24 protein-coding genes and 1 pseudogene are annotated in these 24,277 nt (G+C 58.1%); 16 read left to right on the top strand and 9 right to left on the bottom strand.

Annotated features, from left to right (window positions below; all coding sequences use genetic code 11):
• The first annotated feature begins 45 nt into the window (after positions 1-45).
• Positions 46-900 carry a D-hexose-6-phosphate mutarotase gene (locus ACIQVE_RS14675; protein WP_402809423.1) on the top strand — a complete coding sequence of 285 codons (855 nt, stop codon included), beginning with the start codon at positions 46-48 and terminating at the stop codon, positions 898-900.
• A 224-nt stretch (positions 901-1,124) separates the two neighbouring features.
• On the opposite strand, the gene ACIQVE_RS14670 is transcribed toward ACIQVE_RS14675, so the two are convergent.
• Positions 1,125-1,985, bottom strand: coding sequence for a MurR/RpiR family transcriptional regulator (locus tag ACIQVE_RS14670; protein WP_402809496.1), 861 nt, complete (start codon positions 1,983-1,985; stop codon positions 1,125-1,127).
• Positions 1,986-2,211: 226 nt separating this feature from the next.
• Here ACIQVE_RS14670 and zwf point away from each other — a divergent pair, with 226 nt between their 5' ends.
• The 4 genes from zwf (at position 2,212) to ACIQVE_RS14650 (ending at position 5,979) form a co-directional block, all read left to right on the top strand.
• The gene (zwf, locus tag ACIQVE_RS14665; RefSeq protein ID WP_402809421.1) at positions 2,212-3,678 is read left to right on the top strand and encodes a glucose-6-phosphate dehydrogenase; all 1,467 of its coding nucleotides are present in this window, start codon (positions 2,212-2,214) and stop codon (positions 3,676-3,678) included.
• The gene (pgl, locus tag ACIQVE_RS14660; RefSeq protein ID WP_402809418.1) at positions 3,665-4,378 is read left to right on the top strand and encodes a 6-phosphogluconolactonase; all 714 of its coding nucleotides are present in this window, start codon (positions 3,665-3,667) and stop codon (positions 4,376-4,378) included. The genes zwf and pgl overlap by 14 nt, the downstream gene beginning before the upstream one ends.
• A gap of 17 nt (positions 4,379-4,395) precedes the next feature.
• Positions 4,396-5,061: a bifunctional 4-hydroxy-2-oxoglutarate aldolase/2-dehydro-3-deoxy-phosphogluconate aldolase gene (locus ACIQVE_RS14655; protein ID WP_402809416.1), complete on the top strand. Its 666-nt coding sequence runs from the start codon at positions 4,396-4,398 to the stop codon at positions 5,059-5,061.
• Positions 5,062-5,253: 192 nt separating this feature from the next.
• Complete coding sequence (locus ACIQVE_RS14650; protein ID WP_402809414.1) at positions 5,254-5,979, top strand: intradiol ring-cleavage dioxygenase; 726 nt, start codon at positions 5,254-5,256, stop codon at positions 5,977-5,979.
• 5 nt (positions 5,980-5,984) lie between these two features.
• Here the strand turns inward: ACIQVE_RS14650 and ACIQVE_RS14645 are convergent, their stop codons facing one another.
• Both ACIQVE_RS14645 and ACIQVE_RS14640 read right to left on the bottom strand, forming a co-directional pair.
• Entirely contained in the window at positions 5,985-7,166 is a 1,182-nt protein-coding gene (locus tag ACIQVE_RS14645) for an aminotransferase class V-fold PLP-dependent enzyme (RefSeq protein ID WP_402809411.1), read from the bottom strand.
• Positions 7,167-7,197: 31 nt separating this feature from the next.
• A complete protein-coding gene (locus tag ACIQVE_RS14640; RefSeq protein ID WP_010457368.1) occupies positions 7,198-7,434 on the bottom strand; it encodes a DUF3820 family protein in 237 nt (78 codons plus the stop codon).
• 204 nt (positions 7,435-7,638) lie between these two features.
• On the opposite strand from ACIQVE_RS14640, the gene ACIQVE_RS14635 reads away from it, so the two are divergent.
• On the top strand, positions 7,639-8,106 hold the full coding sequence (locus tag ACIQVE_RS14635; RefSeq protein ID WP_402809407.1) for a PA2169 family four-helix-bundle protein: 468 nt from the start codon (positions 7,639-7,641) through the stop codon (positions 8,104-8,106).
• Positions 8,107-8,389: 283 nt separating this feature from the next.
• On the opposite strand, the gene ACIQVE_RS14630 is transcribed toward ACIQVE_RS14635, so the two are convergent.
• Both ACIQVE_RS14630 and ACIQVE_RS14625 read right to left on the bottom strand, forming a co-directional pair.
• Positions 8,390-8,860 (bottom strand): MaoC family dehydratase, encoded by a 471-nt coding sequence (locus ACIQVE_RS14630; protein ID WP_053123003.1) that lies wholly within the window; start codon positions 8,858-8,860, stop codon positions 8,390-8,392.
• 42 nt (positions 8,861-8,902) lie between these two features.
• Positions 8,903-9,847 carry a lysophospholipase gene (locus ACIQVE_RS14625; RefSeq protein ID WP_402809404.1) on the bottom strand — a complete coding sequence of 315 codons (945 nt, stop codon included), beginning with the start codon at positions 9,845-9,847 and terminating at the stop codon, positions 8,903-8,905.
• A 199-nt stretch (positions 9,848-10,046) separates the two neighbouring features.
• On the opposite strand from ACIQVE_RS14625, the gene fadD2 reads away from it, so the two are divergent.
• Together fadD2 and fadD1 are read left to right on the top strand one after the other, a co-directional pair.
• On the top strand, positions 10,047-11,741 hold the full coding sequence (fadD2, locus tag ACIQVE_RS14620) for a long-chain-fatty-acid--CoA ligase FadD2 (RefSeq protein WP_402809401.1): 1,695 nt from the start codon (positions 10,047-10,049) through the stop codon (positions 11,739-11,741).
• A 349-nt stretch (positions 11,742-12,090) separates the two neighbouring features.
• The gene (gene fadD1 / locus ACIQVE_RS14615) at positions 12,091-13,788 is read left to right on the top strand and encodes a long-chain-fatty-acid--CoA ligase FadD1 (protein ID WP_402809398.1); all 1,698 of its coding nucleotides are present in this window, start codon (positions 12,091-12,093) and stop codon (positions 13,786-13,788) included.
• A 253-nt stretch (positions 13,789-14,041) separates the two neighbouring features.
• On the opposite strand, the gene ACIQVE_RS14610 is transcribed toward fadD1, so the two are convergent.
• On the bottom strand, positions 14,042-14,419 hold the full coding sequence (locus tag ACIQVE_RS14610; RefSeq protein ID WP_402809395.1) for a hypothetical protein: 378 nt from the start codon (positions 14,417-14,419) through the stop codon (positions 14,042-14,044).
• 196 nt (positions 14,420-14,615) lie between these two features.
• On the opposite strand from ACIQVE_RS14610, the gene ACIQVE_RS14605 reads away from it, so the two are divergent.
• From ACIQVE_RS14605 to def, 3 genes are all read left to right on the top strand, one after another.
• Complete coding sequence (locus ACIQVE_RS14605; RefSeq protein WP_402809392.1) at positions 14,616-14,807, top strand: CsbD family protein; 192 nt, start codon at positions 14,616-14,618, stop codon at positions 14,805-14,807.
• Positions 14,808-14,973: 166 nt separating this feature from the next.
• Positions 14,974-15,924, top strand: a complete 951-nt coding sequence (locus ACIQVE_RS14600) for a YihY/virulence factor BrkB family protein (RefSeq protein ID WP_402809389.1) — start codon at positions 14,974-14,976, stop codon at positions 15,922-15,924.
• 2 nt (positions 15,925-15,926) lie between these two features.
• Positions 15,927-16,466 (top strand): peptide deformylase, encoded by a 540-nt coding sequence (gene def, locus ACIQVE_RS14595; protein ID WP_402809386.1) that lies wholly within the window; start codon positions 15,927-15,929, stop codon positions 16,464-16,466.
• Between the two features lie 127 nt (positions 16,467-16,593).
• On the opposite strand, the gene ACIQVE_RS14590 is transcribed toward def, so the two are convergent.
• Entirely contained in the window at positions 16,594-17,013 is a 420-nt protein-coding gene (locus ACIQVE_RS14590; protein WP_402809383.1) for a GNAT family N-acetyltransferase, read from the bottom strand.
• A 759-nt stretch (positions 17,014-17,772) separates the two neighbouring features.
• Between ACIQVE_RS14590 and ACIQVE_RS14585 the strand changes: the two are divergent.
• Both ACIQVE_RS14585 and ACIQVE_RS14580 read left to right on the top strand, forming a co-directional pair.
• Positions 17,773-18,549: pseudogene (locus ACIQVE_RS14585) on the top strand (PAS domain-containing protein); the annotation flags it as partial.
• Positions 18,550-18,552: 3 nt separating this feature from the next.
• Positions 18,553-19,092, top strand: a complete 540-nt coding sequence (locus tag ACIQVE_RS14580; RefSeq protein ID WP_224787096.1) for a methyl-accepting chemotaxis protein — start codon at positions 18,553-18,555, stop codon at positions 19,090-19,092.
• A 208-nt stretch (positions 19,093-19,300) separates the two neighbouring features.
• On the opposite strand, the gene ACIQVE_RS14575 is transcribed toward ACIQVE_RS14580, so the two are convergent.
• Complete coding sequence (locus tag ACIQVE_RS14575; RefSeq protein ID WP_122589504.1) at positions 19,301-19,741, bottom strand: PACE efflux transporter; 441 nt, start codon at positions 19,739-19,741, stop codon at positions 19,301-19,303.
• A gap of 122 nt (positions 19,742-19,863) precedes the next feature.
• Here ACIQVE_RS14575 and ACIQVE_RS14570 point away from each other — a divergent pair, with 122 nt between their 5' ends.
• Positions 19,864-20,736, top strand: coding sequence for a LysR family transcriptional regulator (locus ACIQVE_RS14570; protein WP_402809378.1), 873 nt, complete (start codon positions 19,864-19,866; stop codon positions 20,734-20,736).
• A gap of 189 nt (positions 20,737-20,925) precedes the next feature.
• On the opposite strand, the gene ACIQVE_RS14565 is transcribed toward ACIQVE_RS14570, so the two are convergent.
• Positions 20,926-21,957: a LacI family DNA-binding transcriptional regulator gene (locus ACIQVE_RS14565; protein WP_402809375.1), complete on the bottom strand. Its 1,032-nt coding sequence runs from the start codon at positions 21,955-21,957 to the stop codon at positions 20,926-20,928.
• Positions 21,958-22,173: 216 nt separating this feature from the next.
• On the opposite strand from ACIQVE_RS14565, the gene ACIQVE_RS14560 reads away from it, so the two are divergent.
• Positions 22,174-22,707, top strand: coding sequence for a gluconokinase (locus ACIQVE_RS14560; protein ID WP_402809372.1), 534 nt, complete (start codon positions 22,174-22,176; stop codon positions 22,705-22,707).
• Positions 22,708-22,789: 82 nt separating this feature from the next.
• Positions 22,790-24,142 carry a GntP family permease gene (locus tag ACIQVE_RS14555; RefSeq protein ID WP_402809369.1) on the top strand — a complete coding sequence of 451 codons (1,353 nt, stop codon included), beginning with the start codon at positions 22,790-22,792 and terminating at the stop codon, positions 24,140-24,142.
• The last annotated feature ends 135 nt before the right edge of the window (positions 24,143-24,277 follow it).

Here is a 24,277-nt window from a genome sequence, read left to right as displayed (position 1 = left end):
GCTTTGGATTGATAAATACCCCCATGATTTTCAGGACCGTGGCCCATGCATGAGCATCCGCTACAACGCTTCTTCAAATCCTTGCGCGAACAACCGGTTTTCGCTTGGGAGCGCTATCAGATGCGCGACGTGTTGGTGATCGATCATCCGCTGTGTCAGGCGGTGTTCAGTCGTCAGGGCGCGCAGTTGCTGCACTTCCAGCCACGCGGACAAAAGCCGTGGCTGTGGTGTGCGGCGAAGTGGCCGCATGTCGGTGCAATTCGCGGTGGCGTGCCGGTTTGCTGGCCTTGGTATGGTCGCCATCCAAGCGAAAACGCGTGGCCGTCCCATGGCTGGGCGCGCCTGCTCGACTGGAAGTTGCTCGACAGCAGCAGCGGCGAAGACGGCGTGCGTCTGCATTGGCAATTGCAATTGTGCGACTGGCAGGTTGACCTGCACGCACACCTTGGCGAACGCATGGAATTGCGCCTGAGCACCGAGCATCAGGACGACATGCCATGCCAGTTGAGCCAGGCTTTGCATGCTTACTGGCGTATTGGTGATGTCGGTGAGATAGCGCTGTCTGGGCTCGAAGGCGCGCAAGGTTATGACCAGTTGAACCGCCAGGCTTGCCAGCAGGAAGGCGAGTTGCGGGTCGACGGTGGCTGCCAGCGCGTGTTTCAACATGACGGCGAATTACAGCTCAAGGACCACGCCTGGCAGCGCGAGTTGTGCATCGATACCGGCGACAGCGCCGACACCGTTGTCTGGCATCCGGGTTCGCGGCCATTGCTGGGGGTGAGTTGGGATGAAGTGTTGGAATTTGTTTGTGTCGAAGCCGCGGCGGGGGGCACAGACAGTCTGCATCTGGCGCCGGGGGAGAAGGCGCATTTGAGTTTGCAGGCGTGGGCGGCTGCATGAGTGTGTCAGTCACATCGTAGCCCCTCACCCTAGCCCTCTCCCAGAGGGAGAGGGGACTTACCGAGGTGGATTGGCTATGTACATCGACCTGCGACTACGGCGGTGAACTTGGCTTGTCCAAGCCCGAGGTCGCGTTGATCGTTCAGATCGATGTAGCCGTTGTGAGCGCCACCGTCGGCCCCCTCTCCCTCAGGGAGAGGGCTGGGGTGAGGGGCTTTTGATCTTTAGTTGAACTCGTCGCCCACCGGATACCGGCTCGCGTTCAAGCTCTCTTTGATCTTGCGCAGATGCGGCTGGAAATCTACCCCGCGACGCAGCGTCATCCCGGTCGCCAACACATCCAGTACGGTCAACTGAATGATCCGCGAAGTCATCGGCATGTAGATGTCGGTGTCTTCCGGCAACGGAATGTTCAGGCTCAAGGTACTGGCCTTGGCCAGCGGCGAATTCTCGGCGGTCAAGCCCAGCACCGAAGCGCCGTTCTCCCGCGCAATGCGCGCCACTTCCACCAGTTCACGCGTGCGGCCTGTGTAGGAGATGATCACGAACAGTTCGCCAGTGTGCGCCACCGAAGCAATCATCCGCTGCATCAACACATCGGCGTGCGCGGTGACGGCGAGGTTGAAACGGAAGAACTTGTGCTGCGCATCCAAGGCCACCGGCGCTGAAGCCCCGAGGCCGAAAAAGTGGATCTGTCGCGCCTGAATCAACAGGTCGACGGCGCGGCTGATCAGGTTCGGATCAAGCGCCTGACAAGCGCTGTCCAGCGAGGCAATGGCGCTGCCGAAAATCTTCTGCGTGTACGCTTCAGGATTGTCATCGGCCTCGACCGCCCGGCTGACATACGCCGCGCCGCTGGCCAGGCTTTGCGCCAGTTGCAGCTTGAGCTCGGGGTAGCCGCTGACGCCGAACGAGCGGCAGAAACGGTTGACCGTTGGTTCACTCACCGACGCTGCCTGGGCGAGGGCGGCGATGCTGAAGCGGGTGGCCTGCTGCGGGTTGAGCAGGATCACTTCGGCGACTTTGCGTTCGGCCTTGTTCAGGTCATCAAGGCGACTCCGGATCTGTTCCAGTAAATTTCGCACGCGATCCATATGGAATTCCTAATTCACCTGCGCGAATGCGCGCCGGGCTATGCAAATTGGGCCTTTGATATCGCCCGTAACGGTGGCCTATCCTACTGATGGCTCCGACCGACCACCACTCGGAATCTGTATTTTGCGAAAATGTTGTGGTTATTACTACATTTTCCCTTGAGTGATGCCTTGAAAAAAGGTATTTGTAGCTTAACTTGATAAAAGAACAAACATCATGCCTTCGATTACGGTTGAACCGTGCACCTTTGCCTTGTTCGGCGCTCTTGGCGATCTGGCCCTGCGCAAGTTGTTTCCTGCCCTTTATCACCTCGATGGCGCCGACCTGTTGCACGAGGACACGCGCGTCATCGCGCTGGCCCGTGAAGACGGTACCGAGCAGCAGCACCTGGCGTTCATCGCTGCCGAACTGCGCCGCTACGTAGGCAAAGAGCTGGACGAAGCCGTCGCCGAGCGTTTTCTCGCGCGTCTGACCTACCTGCACGTCGACTTCCTCAAGGCTGAAGATTATGTCGCGCTGGCCGAAATGGCCGGTAGCACGCAACGCATGATTGCCTACTTCGCCACCCCGGCAGCGGTGTACGGCGCAATCTGCGAGAACCTGGCAAAAGTCGGTCTGGCAGAAAACACCCGCGTGGTCCTGGAGAAACCGATCGGCTCCGATCTGGAATCCTCGCGCAAGGTCAACGACGCCGTGGCGCAGTTCTTCCCGGAGAACCGCACGTACCGCATCGACCACTATCTGGGCAAAGAAACCGTTCAGAACCTGATCGCCCTGCGTTTCGCCAACAGCCTGTTCGAAACCCAGTGGAACCAGAATTACATCTCCCACGTGGAAATCACCGTGGCCGAGAAGGTCGGTATCGAAGGCCGTTGGGGCTATTTCGACAAGGCCGGCCAGCTGCGCGACATGATCCAGAATCACCTGTTGCAGTTGCTCTGCCTGATCGCCATGGACCCGCCGGCCGACTTGTCCGCCGACAGCATCCGTGACGAGAAAGTCAAAGTGCTCAAGGCGCTGGCGCCGATCAGCCCGGAAGGCCTGACCACTCAAGTGGTGCGCGGCCAGTACATCGCCGGTCACAGCGAAGGCAAATCCGTACCGGGCTACCTTGAAGAGCCGAATTCAAACACCCAGAGCGACACCGAAACCTTCGTCGCCCTGCGTGCCGATATCCGCAACTGGCGCTGGGCCGGCGTGCCGTTTTACCTGCGTACCGGCAAGCGTATGCCGCAGAAACTCTCGCAGATCGTCATCCATTTCAAGGAACCGTCGCACTACATCTTCGCCCCCGAGCAGCGTCTGCAGATCAGCAACAAACTGATCATCCGCCTGCAACCGGACGAAGGTATTTCCTTGCGGGTGATGACCAAAGAGCAGGGCCTGGACAAAGGCATGCAATTGCGCAGCGGTCCGCTGCAACTGAATTTCTCCGACACCTGGCGTAGCGCGCGGATCCCCGATGCCTACGAGCGGTTGTTGCTGGAAGTGATGAACGGCAATCAGAACCTGTTTGTCCGTAAAGATGAAATCGAAGCCGCGTGGAAGTGGTGTGACCAGCTGATCGCCGGGTGGAAAAAATCCGGTGACGCGCCCAAGCCGTACGCGGCCGGGTCGTGGGGGCCGATGAGCTCCATTGCATTGATCACGCGGGACGGGAGGTCGTGGTATGGCGATATCTGATGTGAAACTGCCTGCGGGCGTGAATGCCCACGAATTCAAGAGCCCGGTGCTGTTGGCCGAAGGTCTGGCGCTGAACGTGGCCAAGCAACTGAGCGATGCCATCGCAGCGCGCGGCAACGCGGTGCTGGTGGTGTCCGGCGGTCGTAGTCCGGTGGCGTTTTTCCAGCACTTGGCCAAGCAGGCGCTGGACTGGTCGAAGGTCGTTGTGACCCTTGCCGACGAGCGCTGGGTGCCGGTTGAGCATACCGATAGCAACGCTGGCCTGCTCAAGCAATATCTGCTCAAGGGCCCGGCGGCCAAGGCGCAATTCCTCAGCCTCTACAGCGCTGCGGCGAATGTCGATCAAGCTGCCGAGCAGGCTGACCGTTTGCTCGCCGAGTTGCCGCCAATCGATGTGCTGGTGCTGGGCATGGGCGACGACGGCCACACCGCTTCGCTGTTCCCCGACAGCCCGAACCTGGCTGAGGCACTGCAAGCCGACGGCACGCGCCGTTGCTGGCCGATGCTGGCGCCAAGCGTGCCGCGTCAGCGCCTGACCATGAGCCGTGCGCTGCTGGCTTCGGCCAAGCACAAGATTCTGTCGATTTCCGGTCAGTCGAAGCTGACCACCCTGAATGCCGCGCTGGCATCCGATGACGTCGCTGCCATGCCGGTGCGCGCGTTTCTGCAACCTACGTTAGAGATTTACTGGTGCCCATGAGCCAAGGAACAGCCGCTATGACAACCCCATCCCCGACCGTTTCCATGGCGGACAAAGTTGCCCTGATCGACAGCATCTGTGCCAAGGCGCGGATCCTGCCGGTGATCACCATCGCTCGCGAACAGGACGTGCTGCCGCTGGCCGACGCCCTCGCTGCCGGTGGCCTGACCGCGCTGGAAGTGACCCTGCGTTCGCAGTTCGGCCTCAAGGCCATTCAGATCTTGCGTGAACAGCGCCCGGAACTGATGACCGGCGCCGGCACTGTGCTGGATCGCACCATGCTTGCAGCTGCTGAAGCTGCCGGCTCGCAATTCATCGTCACCCCAGGCATTACCCGTGACTTGCTCGAAGCCAGTGTCGACAGCCCGATTCCGCTGTTGCCAGGTATCAGCAATGCCTCCGGAATCATGGAAGGCTACGGTCTGGGTTATCGCCGCTTCAAGCTGTTCCCGGCGGAAGTCAGCGGCGGCGTGGCCGCGATCAAGGCCCTCGGCGGCCCGTTCGGCGAAGTGAAATTCTGCCCGACTGGCGGCGTGGGGCCGGCCAACATCAAGAGCTACATGGCGTTGAAAAACGTCATGTGCGTGGGCGGTAGCTGGATGCTTGATCCGGAGTGGATCAAGAACGGCGACTGGGCCCGCATTCAGGAATGCACTGCCGAGGCGTTGGCGCTGCTGGACTGATCGCTTCACCTGACACTTCGTTGTGTGTTCTACGGCTTTACGGTGCGCTTGGTCGGTGCACCGTTTTTTTTGCCCGCAGAAAACCCGCAGCGCCTTCAGGAGGCGTCGTTACTCAGCGATACATACTTACCGCACGGTAATTTTTCCCTGGCGCTAACCTTGCGTTCATCTTATGGAAGAGAGGACGTATTCATGGAGCACGATCGCGCATCAACTCCGCAGCAGTCGCTGTATCAACTGGCACCCGAGCAAGTCGCCGGGCCATTCTTTCGCAATCCCAAACTCTTGCGGCGCAACATCAGCGAAGGCGCTGAAGGCATTCCACTGGTCCTGCGCCTGAGCATCGTCGATGCCATGACCGGTGAGCCCGTCAACGGCGCATTGGTGGATATTTGGCACTGCAACGCACGAGGCGCGTACTCGGGCTGGAGCCGGATCAATCCGGACACGGAAGTAGATGTTGCGGCAATCGGCTCGATCCCGCGCACGGACGATGACACTTACCTGCGCGGCAGCCAGTTCTGTGATCACATGGGGCGCGTGCGGTTTACCACCGTCTATCCCGGGTTCTATGCCGGGCGCGCGCTGCACATCCATGTGGCGGTGCGCATCGTCGCCGGCAACGAATACCTGGAGGAGCGCAATGTGGCGTGGGTCGGCCAGTTGTATTTTCCCGAGGTGATTTCCCGTTCGGTGCTCAACGCCCAGGCCTATCGCGGGCGAGCGTCATCACCGCGGAACAACGCCGAGGACGTTCTCTATGCCGGCCAGAACGGTGAAGCCTCGACCCTGACCGTCTGGCCGATCGGTCGAGACTCTCACGAGGATGGTTTTTTCGGCCACCTGACCATCGGCATCGACACCTTCGCGGTGTCGTCGCAGATCAAACCCGAGGACTTCGACAAGTACACGGTATAAGCCAGTTACCGCAGTTCGTTGAGCGCGCGGGTCAGTAACTGCATGTCGGTGGCGGTGGTGGTCAGCCCCGGCGTGATGCGGATGCATGGCCCGCACGCGGCACCGGTACGCACGACGGTGAACAGTTTGTATTCATTGAACAGTCGCTCGGCCATCAGTTGTTGATCGTCATGGCGGGTGAAGCGCATCGCCGTGATCCCGCAATACAGCCGTTGATCGTCCGGGGTCATGACTTCGATACCCGGCAATTGCCGCACGGCGCTGACCCAAAGATTTCGCAGGTAATTGAGCCGCGCACCTTTTGCAGCAGCGCCGCCGAGTGAACGGTGTTCCTCGAACACCAGCGGCAGGGTCATCAGCGCCGGAATGTTTGGCGTGCTGTACGACGTGCGAGCACGGATATCGTTGCCCGGGTAATGCATCTCGCCCATGTCCGGATCGATATCGGCCAGGCGTTGCGGGGCAATGTAGAGAAAGCCGAGGGTCAGCGGTGCGCCAATCCATTTGTGCAGGTTATAGCCGGCGAACGCGATGCCCATCGCTTCAAGATCGAATTCGAGCTGGCCCAGCGCATGGGCGCCGTCAAGGATGATATCGACGCCATGTTCCTTGGCCAGCGCGGCAATCGCCTGCACCGGCATTACCAGACCGGTGCGGTGGGTAACATGGGTCAGCGCCATCAGTTTGAGCTTCGGATGGCGGATGAACGTCTCGCGATACGTCTCCAGCAGGCTGTCGAAACTGGCCGGATGCGCGTGGGCAATCTCGATCACCTCGGCGCCGCGATGCATTGCCAGCCATCGCATGGCACCCTTGACCGTGTCGTAATCCAGATCGCAGATCAACACCTTATCGCCCGGCTTCAGGCGGTTGTAGTTGCGAATCAGCGATTGCAGGCCTTCAGTGGCGTTGCGGGTGAACGCGATACTCTGCGCGCGCACGCCGATCAGCTCGGCCAACTGCGCGCGAATGTCGAGGTTATCGTGCTGTTCAAAGCGTTGGCGCACGTACACCGAGTTGCTGTTGTTGATCATCTCGATGTTGCGCTGATACTCCTCGATCACCGTGCGCGACATGCGCCCGAAGTAACCGTTTTCCAGGTTTACAGGGCCGGGTTGAGCGTCGTAACGATCGCCGAACGTATGCCAGAAGGCTTCATCACGGGCGCGGCGGGTGTTATCGGGCATGGTCGGCTTAACTCTGATAGAGAAGGGCGCTTCAGTGGCGCGGGGCAGGTTTGCCGTGTTTGGCGCGCAGCGGTTCGAGCAAGTCCGAGAGGCCGTTGTGGTCGATCTCCTGCATCAATGCCAACAAGCCACCGAGTTCGCCGTGAGGAAATCCCTCGCGGGCAAACCAGTTCAGGTATTGGCCCGGCAGGTCAGCAATGATTCGGCCCTTGTATTTGCCAAAGGGCATTTCACGGGTGATCAGCAGTTCGAGTTTTTCTGGATTCATCGGTTTTCGTCTGAATTTAAAACAATAAGAAAAATACAGGCATTCTGCATGCAGGCCAAATGACAGATCATGCAAATTACCGAGATACAGATAGTTCACTTATATTTAAGTTGTTGATAAATAACGATTTTATGTAAGGTAAAAAGCTGGCACGCACTCTGCAATATCCCTTGCATCTTTCATCAACCCGCAAGGAATTGAAAAATGACCGACATGAATAAAGAAGCCATCTCTGTACTGAACGACCTGATCGAAACCAGCAAAGACGGTCAGGAAGGGTTCAAGACTTGCGCTGAAGACATCAAGCATCCTGAACTGAAAGCTGTGTTTGTACAGCACTCTGTCGATTGCGCCACTGCTGCCGCTGAACTGCAAGCCAAAGTGCGCGAACTGGGCGGTGATCCGGAGACTTCCACCAGCGTCAGCGGTGATCTGCACCGTCGTTGGGTCGACGTTAAAGCGATCTTCACCGGCAAGGACGAAGAGGCAGTGCTTAACGAAGCCGAGCGCGGTGAAGACCATGCACTGAAGGCTTACAAGGAAGCCCTGGAAAAAATCACCAAGCACAACCTCGTGGGTATTCGTGACCTGGTTGAACGCCAGCTCCACGGCGTACAACGCGCTCACGACCAAGTAAAAGCTCTGCGTAACCAGGCTCGCGCACGCTCGTAAGCGTCTGTAGCCCACATAAAAACGCCAGCTAGTCTGGCGTTTTTTTGTGTCTGGAGGAAAGGCCCCTCACCCTAGCCCTCCCGAAACGTCGGACCGCCCGGAGGGAGAGGGGACTGACCGAGGTATCTTCCGCTATACATCGACCTGAATGATCGAGTTGAACTCAGGATTAGAATCGCATGAAGATCGGCTCCCCTTCCCCCTCGCCCCCTTGGGGGCGGTCCGACGTTTCGGGAGGGCTGGGGTGAGGGGGGAAAGATCTACCTGACCCCCCCGCAATCAATCAGCCAATGCTGATCGCCGGTAACGTCGGCAACGTCACCGTCTGCTGCTTGCGCGGCGCGAGAATCTCGGCCTCGCCATCGACCACCAACTCATCACGCTGGTTGAACACGCGAGTGGCAATGCGCACGCGGAACTTCGGCAGCTTCTCGAGAATTTCCAGACGTACAGTCAAGGTGTCGCCAATCTTCACTGGCTTCTGAAAGCTCATCTGCTGACCGATATAAATAGTGCCCGGTCCGGGCATTTCGCAAGCCACCGCTGCACTGATCAACGCGCCGCTGAACATGCCGTGGGCGATACGCTCCTTGAACATGCTGGCGGCGGCGAATTCGGCGTCCAGGTGCACCGGGTTGTGATCGCCCGACATCGCGGCGAACAACTGAATATCGCGCTCTTCGACAGTCTTGCTGTAGCTGGCGGTCTGGCCGACTTCGAGGGCTTCGTAAGGGATGTTGGTAACCTGGGTCATCGGTCTTGATTCCTGTGACGGATTAAATAAATCCACAAAAAATTATTCGCTGCGTTGAGGGCGCGGATGGCTCAGGGCCTGGTCGATCCAGGCCAGCACATCGGCGATCACTTCGTCGCGATTGGTTTCGTTGAACAATTCGTGCCGCGCCTGCGGGTAGATCTTCAGTTGCAGGTTCTGGCTGCCGGCCGAGCGCAATGCATCAGCCAGATCTTTCAGACGTTTGCCATCGCTCACCGGATCACATTCGCCACCGATTACCAGCAACGGCAGGCCCGCAGCGATCTGGGCGAGATTGGACGCTTTGCTGATTTGCTGCAAGCCGCCAAGCAAGTCGATCCACAGCTGATTGGTGCAGCGAAAGCCGCACAGCGGGTCGCTGGCGTACATGTCGACTTCGGCCGGATCGCGGCTCAGCCAATCGAACGGTGTGCGCACCGGTTTGAATTTTTTGTTGAACGAGCCAAACGACAACCACTCGATCAGCGCGCTGCGACCCTTGCCACCCTGGCGCAGTTTTTCCAAGCGGGCGATCTGCCGCGCGGCGCCGTAGAGCGCCACCGGTTGGAAATTCGAGCCACTGAGAATCGCCCCGTGCAGGCTGGCGCTGTGGTGCAGCAGATAACCCTGGGCGAGGTAGCTGCCCATGCTGTGGCCGAGCAGGATGATCGGCACCCCGGGATGTTGCTGGCCGATGTGCTGGTTGAGGCTGGCCAGATCACCGACGACTTTGCGCCAGCCGTCGTCATCGGCGAAATGTCCGAGGGTGCCGTTATCGGCGGTTTTGCCATGTCCACGCAGGTCCGGTGCGTATACGCCATAGCCTTTGTCGCAAAACGTGTCGGCTAATCGGGCGTATCGAGCGCTGTGTTCTGCCATGCCATGGGCCAGCAGGATCACCGCTTTGAGCGGGGCGAGCGGCAGCCAGCGATTGACGTACAGGCGGCTGCGGTCACTCGCGTCCAGCCATAGGGTGTCGTGGGTCATGGCGATTCCTTTGCTCAGAGTCGGCACATTGTATAGCGCGTCTGATCAGCCCACGCCACGGCACGAAGATTCACACGATCAATGAGGACCTCGCCCATATTTGCCTCAATGGCCATAACTGCTAGTGTCCGTGAAGCTCCGCTTTTTCAGAAATGACAGAAAGCGGCCCGGATCGGCTCAGGTAAAGAGGACAAGAACAATGCAACCTGATTTCTGGAATGACAAACGCCCCGCCGGCGTACCGCTGGACATCGACATGGGCGAGTTCAAGTCGGTGATCGAGGTGTTCGAGCGTTCCTGCAAGAAGTTCGCGGATCGCCCGGCGTTCAGCAACATGGGCGTGACCCTGACCTACGCTGAGCTTGAGCGTCAGAGCGCGGCCTTCGCTGGATACCTGCAAGCGCATACCGATCTGGTGCCGGGGGATCGCATTGCGGTGCAGATGCCCAACGTCCTGCATTACCCGATTGCCGTGTTCGGTGCGTTGCGCGCCGGGCTGATCGTGGTCAACACCAACCCGTTGTATACCGCACGGGAGATGCGCCACCAGTTCAAGGATTCCGGCGCGCGGGCGTTGGTCTACCTGAACATGTTCGGCCAGAAAGTCCAGGAAGTGCTACCCGACACTGACATCCAATACCTGATCGAAGCGAAGATGGGCGACCTGATGCCCACTGCCAAAGGCTGGCTGGTCAACACCGTGGTCAGCAAGGTGAAGAAAATGGTCCCGGCGTATTCGCTGCCGCAGGCGATCTCCTTCAAGAGCGCACTGCGCATGGGGCGCGGCCTGGGCATTAAGCCGTTGACGGTCATTCTCGACGACATCGCTGTGCTGCAATACACCGGCGGCACCACCGGGCTGGCCAAGGGTGCCATGCTCACCCATGGCAATCTAGTAGCGAACATGCAGCAAGTGCGTGCCTGCCTTGCGCAACTCGGTCCTGATGGTCAGCCACTGTTGCGCGAAGGCCAGGAAGTGATGATCGCGCCGCTGCCGCTGTACCATATCTATGCATTCACCGCGAATTGCATGTGCATGATGGTGTCCGGCAACCATAACGTACTGATCACCAATCCACGGGACATTGCCGGGTTCATCAAGGAACTGAAGAACTGGAAATTTTCGGCGCTGCTGGGGCTCAACACCCTGTTTGTCGCGTTGATGGAGCATCCGGATTTCAAGACCCTGGACTTCTCCACACTGAAACTGACCAACTCCGGCGGCACGGCGTTGGTGAAGGCGACGGCCGAACGGTGGGAGCAGATCACCGGTTGCCGCATCACCGAAGGTTACGGCTTGACCGAAACCTCGCCGGTTGCGTGCACCAATCCGTACGGCGACCAGTCGCGTCTGGGCACTGTCGGCTTGCCAGTGCCGGGCACGCTGTTGAAAGTGATCAACGATGACGGCGTCGAGCAGCCGATGGGCGAGCGTGGCGAGTTGTGCATCAAAGGCCCGCAGATCATGAAGGGCTACTGGAACAAACCCGAAGCTACCGCTGAAGTACTGGATGCTGACGGCTGGTTCAAGTCCGGCGACATCGCGGTCATCGACCCGGACGGCTTCGTGCGTATCGTCGATCGCAAGAAAGACATGATCATTGTCTCCGGTTTCAACGTGTATCCGAATGAGATCGAAGACGTGGTCATGGCCCACCCGAAAGTCGCCAACTGCGCGGTGATCGGTGTGCCGGACGAGCGTTCGGGCGAGGCGGTGAAGTTGTTCGTGGTGGCGCGGGAAACCGGGATCAGCCTTGAGGAACTGAAGGCCTACTGCAAAGAGAATTTCACCGCGTACAAAGTGCCCAAGCACATTGTGTTGCGTGAATCGTTGCCGATGACGCCTGTCGGGAAAATTCTGCGGCGTGAGTTGCGCGATATCGCTGAAGCATAAAAAGCAGCGCTTCGCGCATTCGCGAGCAAGCTCGCTCCCACAGAGATCGATGTAGTCCTTGTGGGAGCGAGCTTGCTCGCGAATTTTTGTTTGATGTCCCCCGAAAACAGGGGTTTTCACGGCGGTCTAGGATTTTTGCTCTAAAATGACTGCTAGAAAGTCTTGAGTCATCAATGTGACTGTAGGGGCCGTTTTTGGCTCTAGTCGACCCTCGGCAAAGCTGCTACTCTCGGCGCGCTTTGTGACTTCTCGGCCTATATAAAAGCCAGATTCACCAATACAAAACACACACCAATAATAATCGCATCAAATGCGGTGAAGAATTCGCGTTGCTGAGGAGTGGGCTTCCATGATCGAAGACTTTTGGAAGGATAAGTACCCGGCTGGAATTGCTGCCGAGATCAATCCAGACGAGTATCCGAACATTCAGGCAGTGTTGAAGCAGTCCTGCCAACGCTTCGCCGACAAACCGGCTTTCAGCAACCTGGGCAAGACAATCACCTACGGTGAATTGTACGAATTGTCCGGTGCGTTTGCTGCGTATCTGCAACAGCATACCGATTTGCAGCCCGGTGATCGAATCGCCGTGCAACTGCCCAACGTTCTACAGTACCCGGTGGCCGTCTTCGGTGCGATCCGCGCCGGGCTGATTGTGGTCAACACCAACCCGCTGTACACCACGCGGGAAATGGAACACCAATTCAATGACTCCGGTGCCAAAGCACTGGTGTGCCTGGCGAACATGGCGCACCTGGCCGAAGCCGTGGTGCCGAAAACAGGCGTCAAACACGTCATCATCACCGAAGTAGCCGACCTGCTGCCGCCGATCAAACGCTTGCTGATCAACAGCGTCATCAAGTACGTGAAGAAAATGGTCCCGGCTTATCACCTGCCAAAAGCCGTCAAGTTCAACGACGTCCTGAGCAAGGGCCAGGGTCAGCCTGTGGCTGAAGCCAACCCGGACAGCGGTGATGTCGCGGTGCTGCAATACACCGGCGGCACCACCGGCGTGGCCAAAGGCGCGATGCTGACCCACCGCAACCTCGTCGCCAACATGCTGCAATGCAAGGCGCTGATGGGTTCCAACCTTAATGAAGGTTGCGAGATCCTGATCACGCCGCTGCCGCTGTACCACATCTATGCGTTCACCTTTCATTGCATGGCGATGATGCTGATCGGCAACCACAACATCCTGATCAGCAACCCGCGCGACCTGCCGGCGATGGTCAAGGAGCTGTCGAAATGGAAGTTCAGCGGTTTCGTCGGCCTGAATACGCTGTTCGTCGCGCTGTGCAACAACGAAGCTTTCCGCAAGCTGGATTTCTCGGCGCTGAAAGTCACCTTGTCCGGCGGCATGGCCCTGCAATTGGCCGCCGCTGAGCGCTGGAAAGCGGTCACCGGTTGCTCCATCTGCGAAGGCTACGGCATGACCGAAACCAGTCCGGTGGCCACGGTCAATCCGATCCAGCACATTCAGATCGGCACCATCGGCATTCCTGTGCCTTCGACCCTGTGCAAAGTCATCGACGATGCCGGTGTCGAGCAACCGCTGGGTGAAATCGGCGAACTGTGCGTCAAAGGTCCGCAGGTGATGAAGGGCTATTGGCAGCGTCAGGAAGCCACCGATGAGATGCTCGACAGTGACGGTTGGCTGAAGACCGGTGACATTGCGCTGATCCAGCCGGATGGTTACATGCGCATTGTCGATCGCAAGAAAGACATGATTCTGGTCTCAGGTTTCAACGTCTACCCGAACGAACTGGAAGATGTGCTGGCGACCCTGCCGGGCGTGTTGCAGTGTGCGGCCATCGGCGTGCCGGACGAGAAGTCGGGCGAGGCGATCAAAATCTTCATCGTCGCCAAGCCTGGTGTGACGCTGACCAAAGAACAAGTGATGGAGCACATGCGCGCCAACGTCACCGGTTACAAGGTGCCGCGTTCGGTGGAGTTCCGCGATGCGCTGCCGACCACCAACGTCGGCAAGATCCTGCGCCGCGAATTGCGCGACGAAGAGCTGAAAAAGATCAAGGCGAAGAACGCCGCATAAACAAAAAGCCCCGCAGATGCGGGGCTTTTTGTTGCGGAAGGATTCGGCTTAAGAAATATGTTGTCACTTAAAGCCAGCCCCTCACCCCAGCCCTCTCCCAATGGGAGAGGGGGAAAGGGGGCCGATCTCCATGCTGTTCAGATTCGGAGCTCGACTCGGTAAATCAGGTCGGTGTACTTCACATGAACAACCCGGTCAGTCCCCTCTCCCAATGGGAGAGGGCTAGGGTGAGGGAAAAGGGCGCCCCCCAATCTCACTGACGAAACGGTGCGAAATTCACATTGGTCCCCGCCGGACGCATGTCCTGCAGATACGAATCCTTGTCCGCACTCAGCTCCAGGCTCAACGCAGCCTTGCGCTTGCCTTCATTGCGAATCACCAGCCCTTCGAGTTTTTCACGCAGAAACACCGTCGGCACTTTCAGGTGTAGCAGTTCGTCGGTATCCGGCGTGTGCATCAGCAAGTGAATCCACTCGTACTGACCGACGGCCAGACGCGCCACCGGCAGGTCGAACCACCAGATGTTGCGGTTACGGTTCAGTTCGGCGAAGTGGCAGTTGTTGGTGCCGAGCACGGCGCCGCCCAGTTCCTGGTTTCTACGGGCAATGGCCAGCTTTTTATCGAGTTTCATAACATTCCTGCGGGATCGGTTATCTGGCGCACGGCGCCCATAGGTGCGCATTCTCGGGGCTGGGCGAGCAAACATAAAGCCTAACCTGCACGCCGCGACGAAATCAGCCGCTAAAAATAAATGAAACTTGGCGCAAACGCGGCCAGTCAATCTTTACGTACTGACTTTCCCCCTAATTGCACCAAGGAGAAACACCATGAGTAGCACAGGCGATAAAGTGAAAGGCATGGCCAACGAAGCGGTCGGCAACGTCAAGCAAGGCGTCGGTAAAGCCACCGACAATGACAGGCTGCAAGCCGAAGGCAAGGTTCAAGAGAAAAAAGGCGAAGCCCAGCAAGCGGTTGGCAAAGCCAAAGATGCAGTGAAGAAAACAATCGACAAGGCGTAAACCGTCCTTGAACGAAAGACACGAACGGCCATCCAAGGATGGCCGTTTTTGTGTCATAAACCCAACGGTTACCCCATTAAGGGTCGCCAAGTAGGCTACCGTGATGTAAAAAACGGCCCCTGAGTCGCCACGACTTCAACCTGTACTGCGGCGAAAGGAGACGCGAATGATTTTTCCAGACATGAAAGGTCTGCCCCTGCACCGGGTGATGGTGCGCACGGTCACTGAATTCATTGACGACGAGATGTCGACCTACGCCTCGGCACTGGCCTACCAGATGCTGTTCTCGCTATTCCCGTTCATCCTGTTTCTGATTGCCCTGATCGGTTTCCTGCACCTGCCGGACTTCTTCTCTTGGCTGCGCCTGCAATCGGAGCTTGTGCTGCCGCCGCAAGCGCTGGAGCAGGTCAATCCGGTGATCGATCAGTTGCAGCAGTCCAAGGGCGGCTTGTTGTCGGTAGGTATCGTCATTGCGCTGTACACCGCGTCTGCGGGCGTGCGCCTGATGATGAGCGCGATGAACGCCGCCTACGATGTAGTTGAAGGCCGACCCGTCTGGAAGCGCTTCCCGCTATCAATTATCTACACCGTCGGCATTGCCGGCATGTTGCTGGTGGCGGCGGCGCTTATGGTGCTCGGGCCACAGGTGATGGGCTGGATCGCCGCGCAGGTGGGTATGGAAGAATTTATCGTCACCCTATGGACCATCGCGCGCTGGCCGGTCATCGTGATTCTGATGATGGTCGCCGTGGCGCTGATCTATTACGTGATGCCGGACGTCAAACAGGAATTTCGCTTCATCACCCCGGGTTCGGTATTGGCCGTGGTGGTGTGGATCATCGCCTCGCTGGGTTTTGCGTTCTACGTCAAAACCTTCGCCAACTACAACGCGATGTATGGCAGCATCGGGGCGATCATTGTGCTGTTGCTGTACTTCTACATTTCCGCGGCGGTGTTGCTGCTCGGTGCGGAGATGAATGCGGTGATCGAGCACATGTCCAGCGAGGGCAAGGATGCGGGCGAGAAAGTCCCCGGCGAACTCGATGAACATCCCAAACAACACGTCTCGGGCCTGGGTCGCGATCACTCGATCAAGCCGGACACTGATGAAGCCTGACCATGATTCGTGAAATCCTCAAAATGGGCGACGAACGCCTGCTGCGTATCGCGCCGCCGGTTCCGCCCGAAATGTTCGACAGCCCTGAGCTGTGGCAACTGATCGACGACATGTTCCAGACCATGGAAAGCGTTGGTGGCGTCGGCCTTGCTGCGCCGCAGGTCGGTGTCGATCTGCAACTGGTGATCTTTGGTTTCGAGCACAGCGAACGTTACCCGGACGCTGAAGCAGTGCCGCAGACCATCCTGATCAACCCGCTGATCACGCCGCTCAATACGTTGACGGAAGAAGGCTTTGAAGGCTGCTTGTCGGTGCCCGGTTTACGTGGCGCGGTGGATCGCTTTCAGCAGATTCGCTACGAAGGCTTTGATCCGAAGGGCGAGCCGATTGTGCGAGTCGCTTCAGGTTTCCACGCACGGGTGGTGCAGCATGAATGCGACCATTTGATCGGCCGGCTGTACCCATCGCGGATTACCGATTTCAGCAAGTTCGGCTTCACCGAAGTGATGTTTCCGGACCTTGATCCAACCGCAGACGACTGACTCTCCGAACACCGCCAATCCCTGTGGGAGCGGGCTTGCCCGCGATGAGGCCGGCACATTCAACCTGGATGTTGTCAGACAAATCGCTATCGCGGGCAAGCCCGCTCCGACAGGTATCTCCATTTTTTCAGATGGAACGTGGTTCCAACCCCATCGCAATCATCGGCTTGCTCCGCGCATACCGGCTCAACCGTTCCGCCATTGCCTGGGGCAGGGCAGGGTCGACACTGAACCCGCGTCGCTCATAAAACTCGCGTAAATCCGGATGGCAGAACAGCCACACTGGCTCCGTCACATCCTTCACCGCAACGTTGATCAATTGCGCGGCAATTCCCTGCTCGCGGCACCCCGGATCAACAAACAACCCCGTCAACCAATGTCCACCCGCCACCGGCCTTAAACACAACGCAGCCATAATGTCGCCGCGCCGGGCCACCCACAACTGCGCCTCGCGCACGGCTTTCATCGAGGATTGGTGGCTGCGGTAAAACTTGTTCATCAACGGCCATAACGATTCATCGAGCAGGCTGTACTGGGTATCGGGCATGGGATCTGACTGGCGGTGAGTGTTGCGGCGATTATAAAAGAACGTGCGTCACGGGATAGGTGTATACCTGAGCCTACAGCCCTGTGAGTGGAGTATTTGACATGTCCAAAGGTATGGATTCAAAGAAAGCCGCGAAGAAGAAACCGGCCAAGACCGCCATTGAAAAACGTGCGGAGAAAAAAGCCAAGAAGGTCGACGTCTTCGGCCACTGATCACGTCCCCTCAGGAGCCCGGTTCTCGGGCTCCTGCCTTAAACAGAAAATAATCTGCAAGACTCATCCCCGCCGTTGTAAACAAAGTCTCCCGCTGAAGACGTTTAGTTTTCTGCTGAACCGTTTCTTGTGCAAAAAGTGCCAGATACTGGCCGACTAGTGGCCTTGCGCTAGCCTTTGCGCTGGCTATGCTGACACCTAACTAACTATGTCGATCGTCATGCCAAAGCATGTCGAGTACATGAGGTTAGTCCGTGATTCATGCTGCCAGAGTGCGCAATCCGAGGCACCGACACTGAACCAACAAGGAGCGTCATTTAAATGGACTTTCTTCAACACGTTAGGGCTGGCCCGCGTGCGGGCTATCAAGAGAAGGATGTCTTGATTAGAGCGTTGCTGCATGGACGTTCCGATTGATCATCATTTATCACCTGACAACTTCCTCTCGTGGAGGAAGGCGTGTGCCTGTTCTATGGAACGTAGTGGTGGATTCTGAAAGACCTGAACTTTCATCAAATCAAAAGAACGCGCGGAAGGTGATACAACCATGTTCAACCTACATCACAAGGCTGATCTGCAGGAAATCGAGCGCTTTAGCTGTGCTCTGACTGAGGCCAACGCCAAGTTGGCAGCGATCAGCCGTTCAATGGCGATGATCGAGTTCAGCCCCGATGGCATCGTCCTGGATGCCAATGAAAACTTCTGCAAGACCATGGGTTACGGTGCCGAAGAAGTGCGTGGCAAACATCACCGGATCTTTTGCGAAGAGGCGTTCTACCGCAGCGAGGAGTACGCGAAGTTGTGGCGTGACCTGGCTCGGGGGGAGCCGATCAGCGGGACGTTCCTGCGCTTGAACAAGAGCGGCAAGGAAGTCTGGCTCGAAGCCAGTTACATGCCGGTCTATGGCGCGGACAATCAAGTAAAAAGCGTGATCAAAGTCGCCTCGGACATTACCGCGCGGATCAACAAGGAGCATGAAGAGGAAAGCATGCTGGCGGCGATCAGTCGCTCGATGGCGGTGATCGAGTTCACGCCAGAGGGCAATGTGATTGCCGCCAATGAAAATTTCCTCAAGACCACGCAGTACGCGCTCAACGAAGTGGTCGGCCACCACCACAGTATGTTTTGCCATCGGGCCGATGCCGAATCGGCGCAGTACAAGGCATTCTGGGCTTCGCTCAATCGCGGCGAATATCACTCTCATCGCTTCGAACGCAAGAACAAGTCCGGGCAAATGGTTTACCTGGAAGCCTCGTACAACCCGTTGTTCGACGCCAAGGGACGCTTGTACAAAGTGGTCAAGTTCGCCAGCGACATCACCCACCAGATGACCACGTTGCAGAACGCCGCGGAATCGGCCCACAGCACCTCGGTACAAAACGACGCCTGCGCGCAAAAAGGCTCACAAGTCGTGCAGCAAACGGTGCAGATCATTCAGGACATTTCCCGCGACCTCAACGAAGCGGCGGTCAGCATTGATGCGGTCAGCAAGCAGTCGGACATCATCGGCACCATCGTCCAGACCATACGCGGGATTGCCGATCAGACCAATTTGTTGGCGCTCAACGCGGCCATCGAAGCGGCGCGGGCCGGCGAACACGGGCGGGGTTTTGCGGTGGTTGCGGATGAGGTGCGCAGCCTGGCAGCTCGCACCAGTCAGGCGACTCTGGAGATTGTCGAGGTGGTGCGCAAGAACCACGACTTGTCGTTGAGTGCCGTGTCGAGCATGCAATCAAGTTTGAGCCGTACCGGGCTCGGGGTGGAACTGGCGAACGAGGCGGGGGAGGTGATTCTGGAAATCCAGCAGGGCTCGCGGCATGTGGTGGATGCGATCAGCCAGTTCAATGAGACCCTGCAACTTAACTGATATAAGCCTGATCACCCCATAACCCTGTGGGAGCGAGCTTGCTCGCGAAAGCGGTGGATCAATCAACTTTGATGTTGAATGTAACGTCGCCTTCGCGAGCAAGCTCGCTCCCACATTGGTTGCTATGTATTCAGCGGTTCAAAGTGCAGCCAGAAACTTGTCGGCCATCTTGGCGCCTGTCCTTGACGTCGCTGCAGTGGCTGACGATTTACGCCGCAGCAGCAGAGTCCGGCAACGCCGAAGCGGGCAGACCAAACACCCGATCAAACAGCCAGTTGAACGCAAACGTGTAGCAAGGGATGAAGATGATCAGCGCCAGATCCAGCAGGAACGCCTGCACCAGACTGATGTTCATCCACCAGGCGATCAACGGAATCAGGAACACAATCAACGTCAGTTGAAAACCGATTGCGTGGGCGATACGCCGTTTCACGGTGCGTGTGCGCGACGGCTGGCGGCTTTCCCAGTGCTCGAACATCGAGGTATAGATGAAATTCCAGGTGACGGCGATGGTCGTGATGATCACTGCCAACGGCCCTGTGCTGCCCGGTGAGGTGCCCGACAACAGCGCCAGACCGAGGGCGGAGAAGGTCATGCCGATCACTTCGTAGAGCGACACATAGACCAGTTTGCGTTTGACGCCTTGCATGCAGATTTGCCTCTTTCTTGCCATTTGTTGGCCAGCGGGACTGGCGGAGGCGGCGAAAGATAGCTTCAATAGGGTTGACAGAAAAAGTCAGAAGCTTTCAATTCTATTGATAGGTTGATCCATTGAATTTCAACAGCGACAGCATTGAACTGTTCCTCGCGGTGATTGAACGCGGTTCTTTTTCCGCCGCCGCCCGCGCGTTGGGCAAAGTCCCGTCTGCAGTGAGCATGGGCATCGGCAACCTTGAAGCCGAACTCGGTTATTCGCTGTTTGATCGCAGCCATCGCGAACCGCAACCGACGGCGATGGCGCTTTCATTGGTCCCGCACGCGAGGCTGATTGCCGGGCAGCTCAAGCAACTGCAAGTGCACGCGGTGGAGTTGTCGTTGGGGTTGGAGAGCAAGTTGTCGATCGGCGTGGTCGCCGACATCGACCGTCGGCGTTTGCTGGCGGCGCTCAAGGAGATTGCCGAGCGCCATCCGCTGCTCGACATCGAAGTACTGACGGCGCCGCAGGATGATGTGCTGGCGATGCTGCACAGCGGCCGCGTCAGTTTGTGCCTGGCGTTCGCCGGGTTGAGCATGAACGTGCTGGAACGCTTTCAGTTTGTCGGCAGCGAACGGATGATCGCTACGCTGGCGGCGGACAGTCCGCTGTTGCAGGGGCAGGATTTGTTTCTGGAAGACCTGGTGCATGTAAGACAAATCTTCGTTGCCAGCCGTGACTTGCCGATCAGCGAAACCCGGCCGTTGGTGGCTGAATCTCATTGGCGCACCGATACGCTGGAAACAGCGATGGAAATGGTCGAGGCGGGATTGGGCTGGGGCAATTTTCCGCTGTCGGTGGTGCAGTCGCGGCTCGATTCGGGGCGCTTGAAGCGGCTGAATTTTCGCAACATCGAGAACGGTCTGGTGCTGCCGGTACACGCGGTGTGGCTCAAGAGCCAGCCGCTACAGAAGGGCGCATTGGCCTTGGTCGAATTGCTCGGCCACTGACTCCTGCACAGATCCAGTGTCGCAAGGGCATGATCGCAGCCTCTGTGTACGACATCAAAACCTGTGGGAGCGAGCTTGCTCGCGAATAGGGTGTGTCAGTGAAGTATGAGCTGACTGACACGACGTCTTCGCGAGCAAGCTCGCTCCCACAGGGTTTTGCAGTGTGCACATAATCCCTGCAGGACAGGCTCAGGTACTTTCGCGGATCTTCAGCTCGAAGCCCATGTCTTCCACCGGCCGTGCGACATTGTTGCCCGCCATCAATGTCAGCATCTGCTCCGCCGCGCGCCGGCCAATCGCCTCGCGCGGGGTGTTGATGCTGCTCAAGCGCGGCACCATGTGCTCGGACATCGGCAAGTCGTTGAAGCCCAGAATCGCCACTTGCTCAGGGATCTTGATGCCGTGGCGCAGCGCTTCCAGCAATGCCCCCTGCGCCAAGTCATCGTTGCCGAAGAAGATCGCATCGACATCCGGGTGCGCCGCCAGCAATTGCAGAAACAACTCGCCACCCAATCCTACCGACGAAGCGCGTGGGGTCAGCACTTCCAGATCCGGGTCATAACGCCCGGCCTTCTGCAACGCTTTGCGAAAACCTTCGCCACGCAGCAACGTGCGCTGATCAAGTTGTGCACCGATGTAAGCCAGACGCTTGCGTCCACGAGAAAGCAAATGCTCGGCCGCCGTTTCCCCTGCGCTGAGCTGCGAGAACCCTACGCAATTCACGCCGGCGGCGCTGTCCAGTTCCATCATGTACACGCAGGGAATGTTGCTCGCCTCGATCATCCGTCGCGAACTTTCGGTGCGATCAAACCCGGTCAGCAGAAAACCGCGTGGCTGATAGGCCATGTAGTTGCGCAGCAGGTTTTCTTCTTCGTCACGGGAATAGTGGAAGTTGCCGATCAGCACTTCGAAGCCCTTGGGCGTCAAAACCCGATGAATGGCTTCCAGCGTATCGATGAACAACAGGTTGGACAGTGAAGGCACCAAAACCACCACAGAATGGCTCTGCGCCGAGGCCAAAGCGCGGGCGGCAGGGTTAACCACATAGTTGAGTTCGAGGGCGGCTTTCTGGACTTTTTCCACCAGTTCGGTGGCCACGGTGCTGACCCCGCGCAAGGCACGGGAAGCGGTAATCGGGCTGACACCGGCAAGGCGAGCAACTTCATTAAGGGTGGGACGGCCGGTGGTGCGGGTATTTTTATCGTTTTTAGGAGTGGTCATCGGGCGGCTTGCCAAACAAAAATCAAGGCACTAAGGTAGCGCTGTCCTGATGCAGCTGTAAATGCGTAAGCGAGGTCCTGCCTGATCTTCGCTTTTTGGTGTTAGGAACAAACCTGCTGCAACCCAAAAAAACGACAAGAAGGCGTCGGCAACTTCTACCTGTGCTCTAGAGTCATAGCTTGCAAAGGTAGCGCTGTCTGCGCGCTGAGGTGTTACATGAATCATCCCATCACCGCCCTGGTCATCATGTGCGTTGCCGGTTGCGGCAAGACTTGCGTCAGCGAGGCCCTGTGCCACTTGAGCGGCGCCACTGCCATTGAAGGCGATACTTTCCATCCGGCCGCGAACATCGAAAAGATGAGCGCGGGGATCCCCCTGAACGACGACGACCGTGCCGGCTGGCTCGACAGCCTGTGCGAGGAACTGCGCCGCGTTGACGCCACGGGCCAGCGCCCGGTGCTGACCTGCTCGGCCCTCAAACTCAGTTATCGCGAAATCTTGCGCAGTGCCTTGCCGGGCCTGGGCTTTGTGTTTCTTGAATTGACCCCTGAAGTTGCCGCCGAGCGTGTGTCCCATCGTCCGGGCCACTTCATGCCGGCCACGTTGATCGAAAGCCAGTTCGCCACCCTCGAATCGCCCAAGGGCGAACCGTTGACCCTGGCGTTGAATGCTTCGATTCACAGCGTTGAAGAACTGGCGGCTCAGGCTCACCACTGGTGGCAGGCCAACGGCCTGAAACAGGCGGTATGAGTATGTGCATGCAGATAGCGCTGTCCTTACGACTTCTGATTAACCCGCTTTAATAACAACAACAAGCCAGGAGACACCCCTAATGTTTGGCATGTCCCACGACACGTTCCTGCTGCTCGATGCAGTGGTCACGGTGATCGGACTCATCATCCTGATCACCAAGTTCAAGATTCACCCGTTCATTGCCCTGACCATCGCCGCCGCATTCCTCGGCCTGACGTCTGGCATGCCGATCGGCACCATCATCAAAGCGTTCCAGGACGGCTTTGGTGGCGTGCTCGGTTTTGTCGGCATCATCCTCGCGCTGGGCACCATGCTCGGCAAAATGATGGCCGAGTCGGGCGGGGCAGACCAGATTGCCCAAACCCTGATTCGCGCGTTCGGCAAGGACAAAGTCCAGTGGGCAATGATGTTCGCCGCGTTCCTGGTGGGCATTCCGCTGTTCTTCGAAATCGGCTTCGTACTGCTGATTCCGCTGGTGTTCATCGTTGCCCGCCGTACGGGCGTGTCGATCATCAAGATCGGTATCCCGCTGCTCGCCGGCCTGTCCGCCGTGCACGGTCTGGTGCCACCGCACCCGGGTCCGCTGCTGGCCATCGGCGTGTTCGGCGCGGATATCGGCAAGACCATCCTGTACGGTCTGATCGTTGCGCTGCCGACTGCAATCATTGCCGGGCCGATCTTCGGTACGTTCATCGCCAAGCACATTCCGGGTCACCCGAATCAGGAACTGGTCGATCAACTGGCCCGTGAAAATGATTCCGCCGTCCTGCCGAGCTTCAGCATCACCCTGATCACTGTGCTGCTGCCAGTGTTCCTGATGCTGCTGAAAACCTTCGCTGACGTCGCGCTGCCGGACGGTAACTTCTTCCGTACCTGGATGGACATGATCGGTCACCCGATCTCGGCACTGCTGCTGGCATTGCTGCTGTCGCTGTACACCTTCGGCTACAAGCAGGGCATTGGGTCCAACCAGATCCTCAAGTGGCTGGATGCGAGCCTGGCGCCAACCGCCGCGATCATCCTGATCATCGGTGCTGGCGGTGGCTTCAAGCAGATGCTGGTGACCAGCGGTGTGGGCGACGTGATCGGCCACATGGCGGTCAGCGCGCAAATCTCGCCGATCCTGCTGGCATGGCTGGTGGCGGCGGTGATCCGTATTGCTACCGGCTCTGCAACCGTCGCGACCATCACTGGCGCGGGCATCGTGGTGCCGGTGGTCGGGATGATCCCGGGCGTCAACCGTGAGCTGCTGGTGCTGGCGACCGGTGCCGGTTCGCTGATCCTGTCCCACGTCAACGACGCTGGTTTCTGGCTGGTGAAGCAATACTTCAACATGACCGTGGCCGAGACGTTCAAGACCTGGACGGCGATGGAAACCATCCTGTCCGTGGTCGCGTTGGGCTTTATTCTGCTGTTGTCGATGTTCGTGTAAACGGCCTTTCGGCAGACACAAAAAAACCGCAGCGATGCGGTTTTTTTGTGGGTGATGAAATCAGGCTGAATGTATTACCACTGTGGGAGCGAGCTTGCTCGCGAAAGCGGTAGATCAGCCAAAGGTGTATCGACT

Source organism: Pseudomonas sp. NPDC098747, from assembly GCF_044760045.1.
Lineage (GTDB): Bacteria > Pseudomonadota > Gammaproteobacteria > Pseudomonadales > Pseudomonadaceae > Aquipseudomonas.
This window is presented reverse-complemented; position numbering and strand designations above follow the sequence as displayed.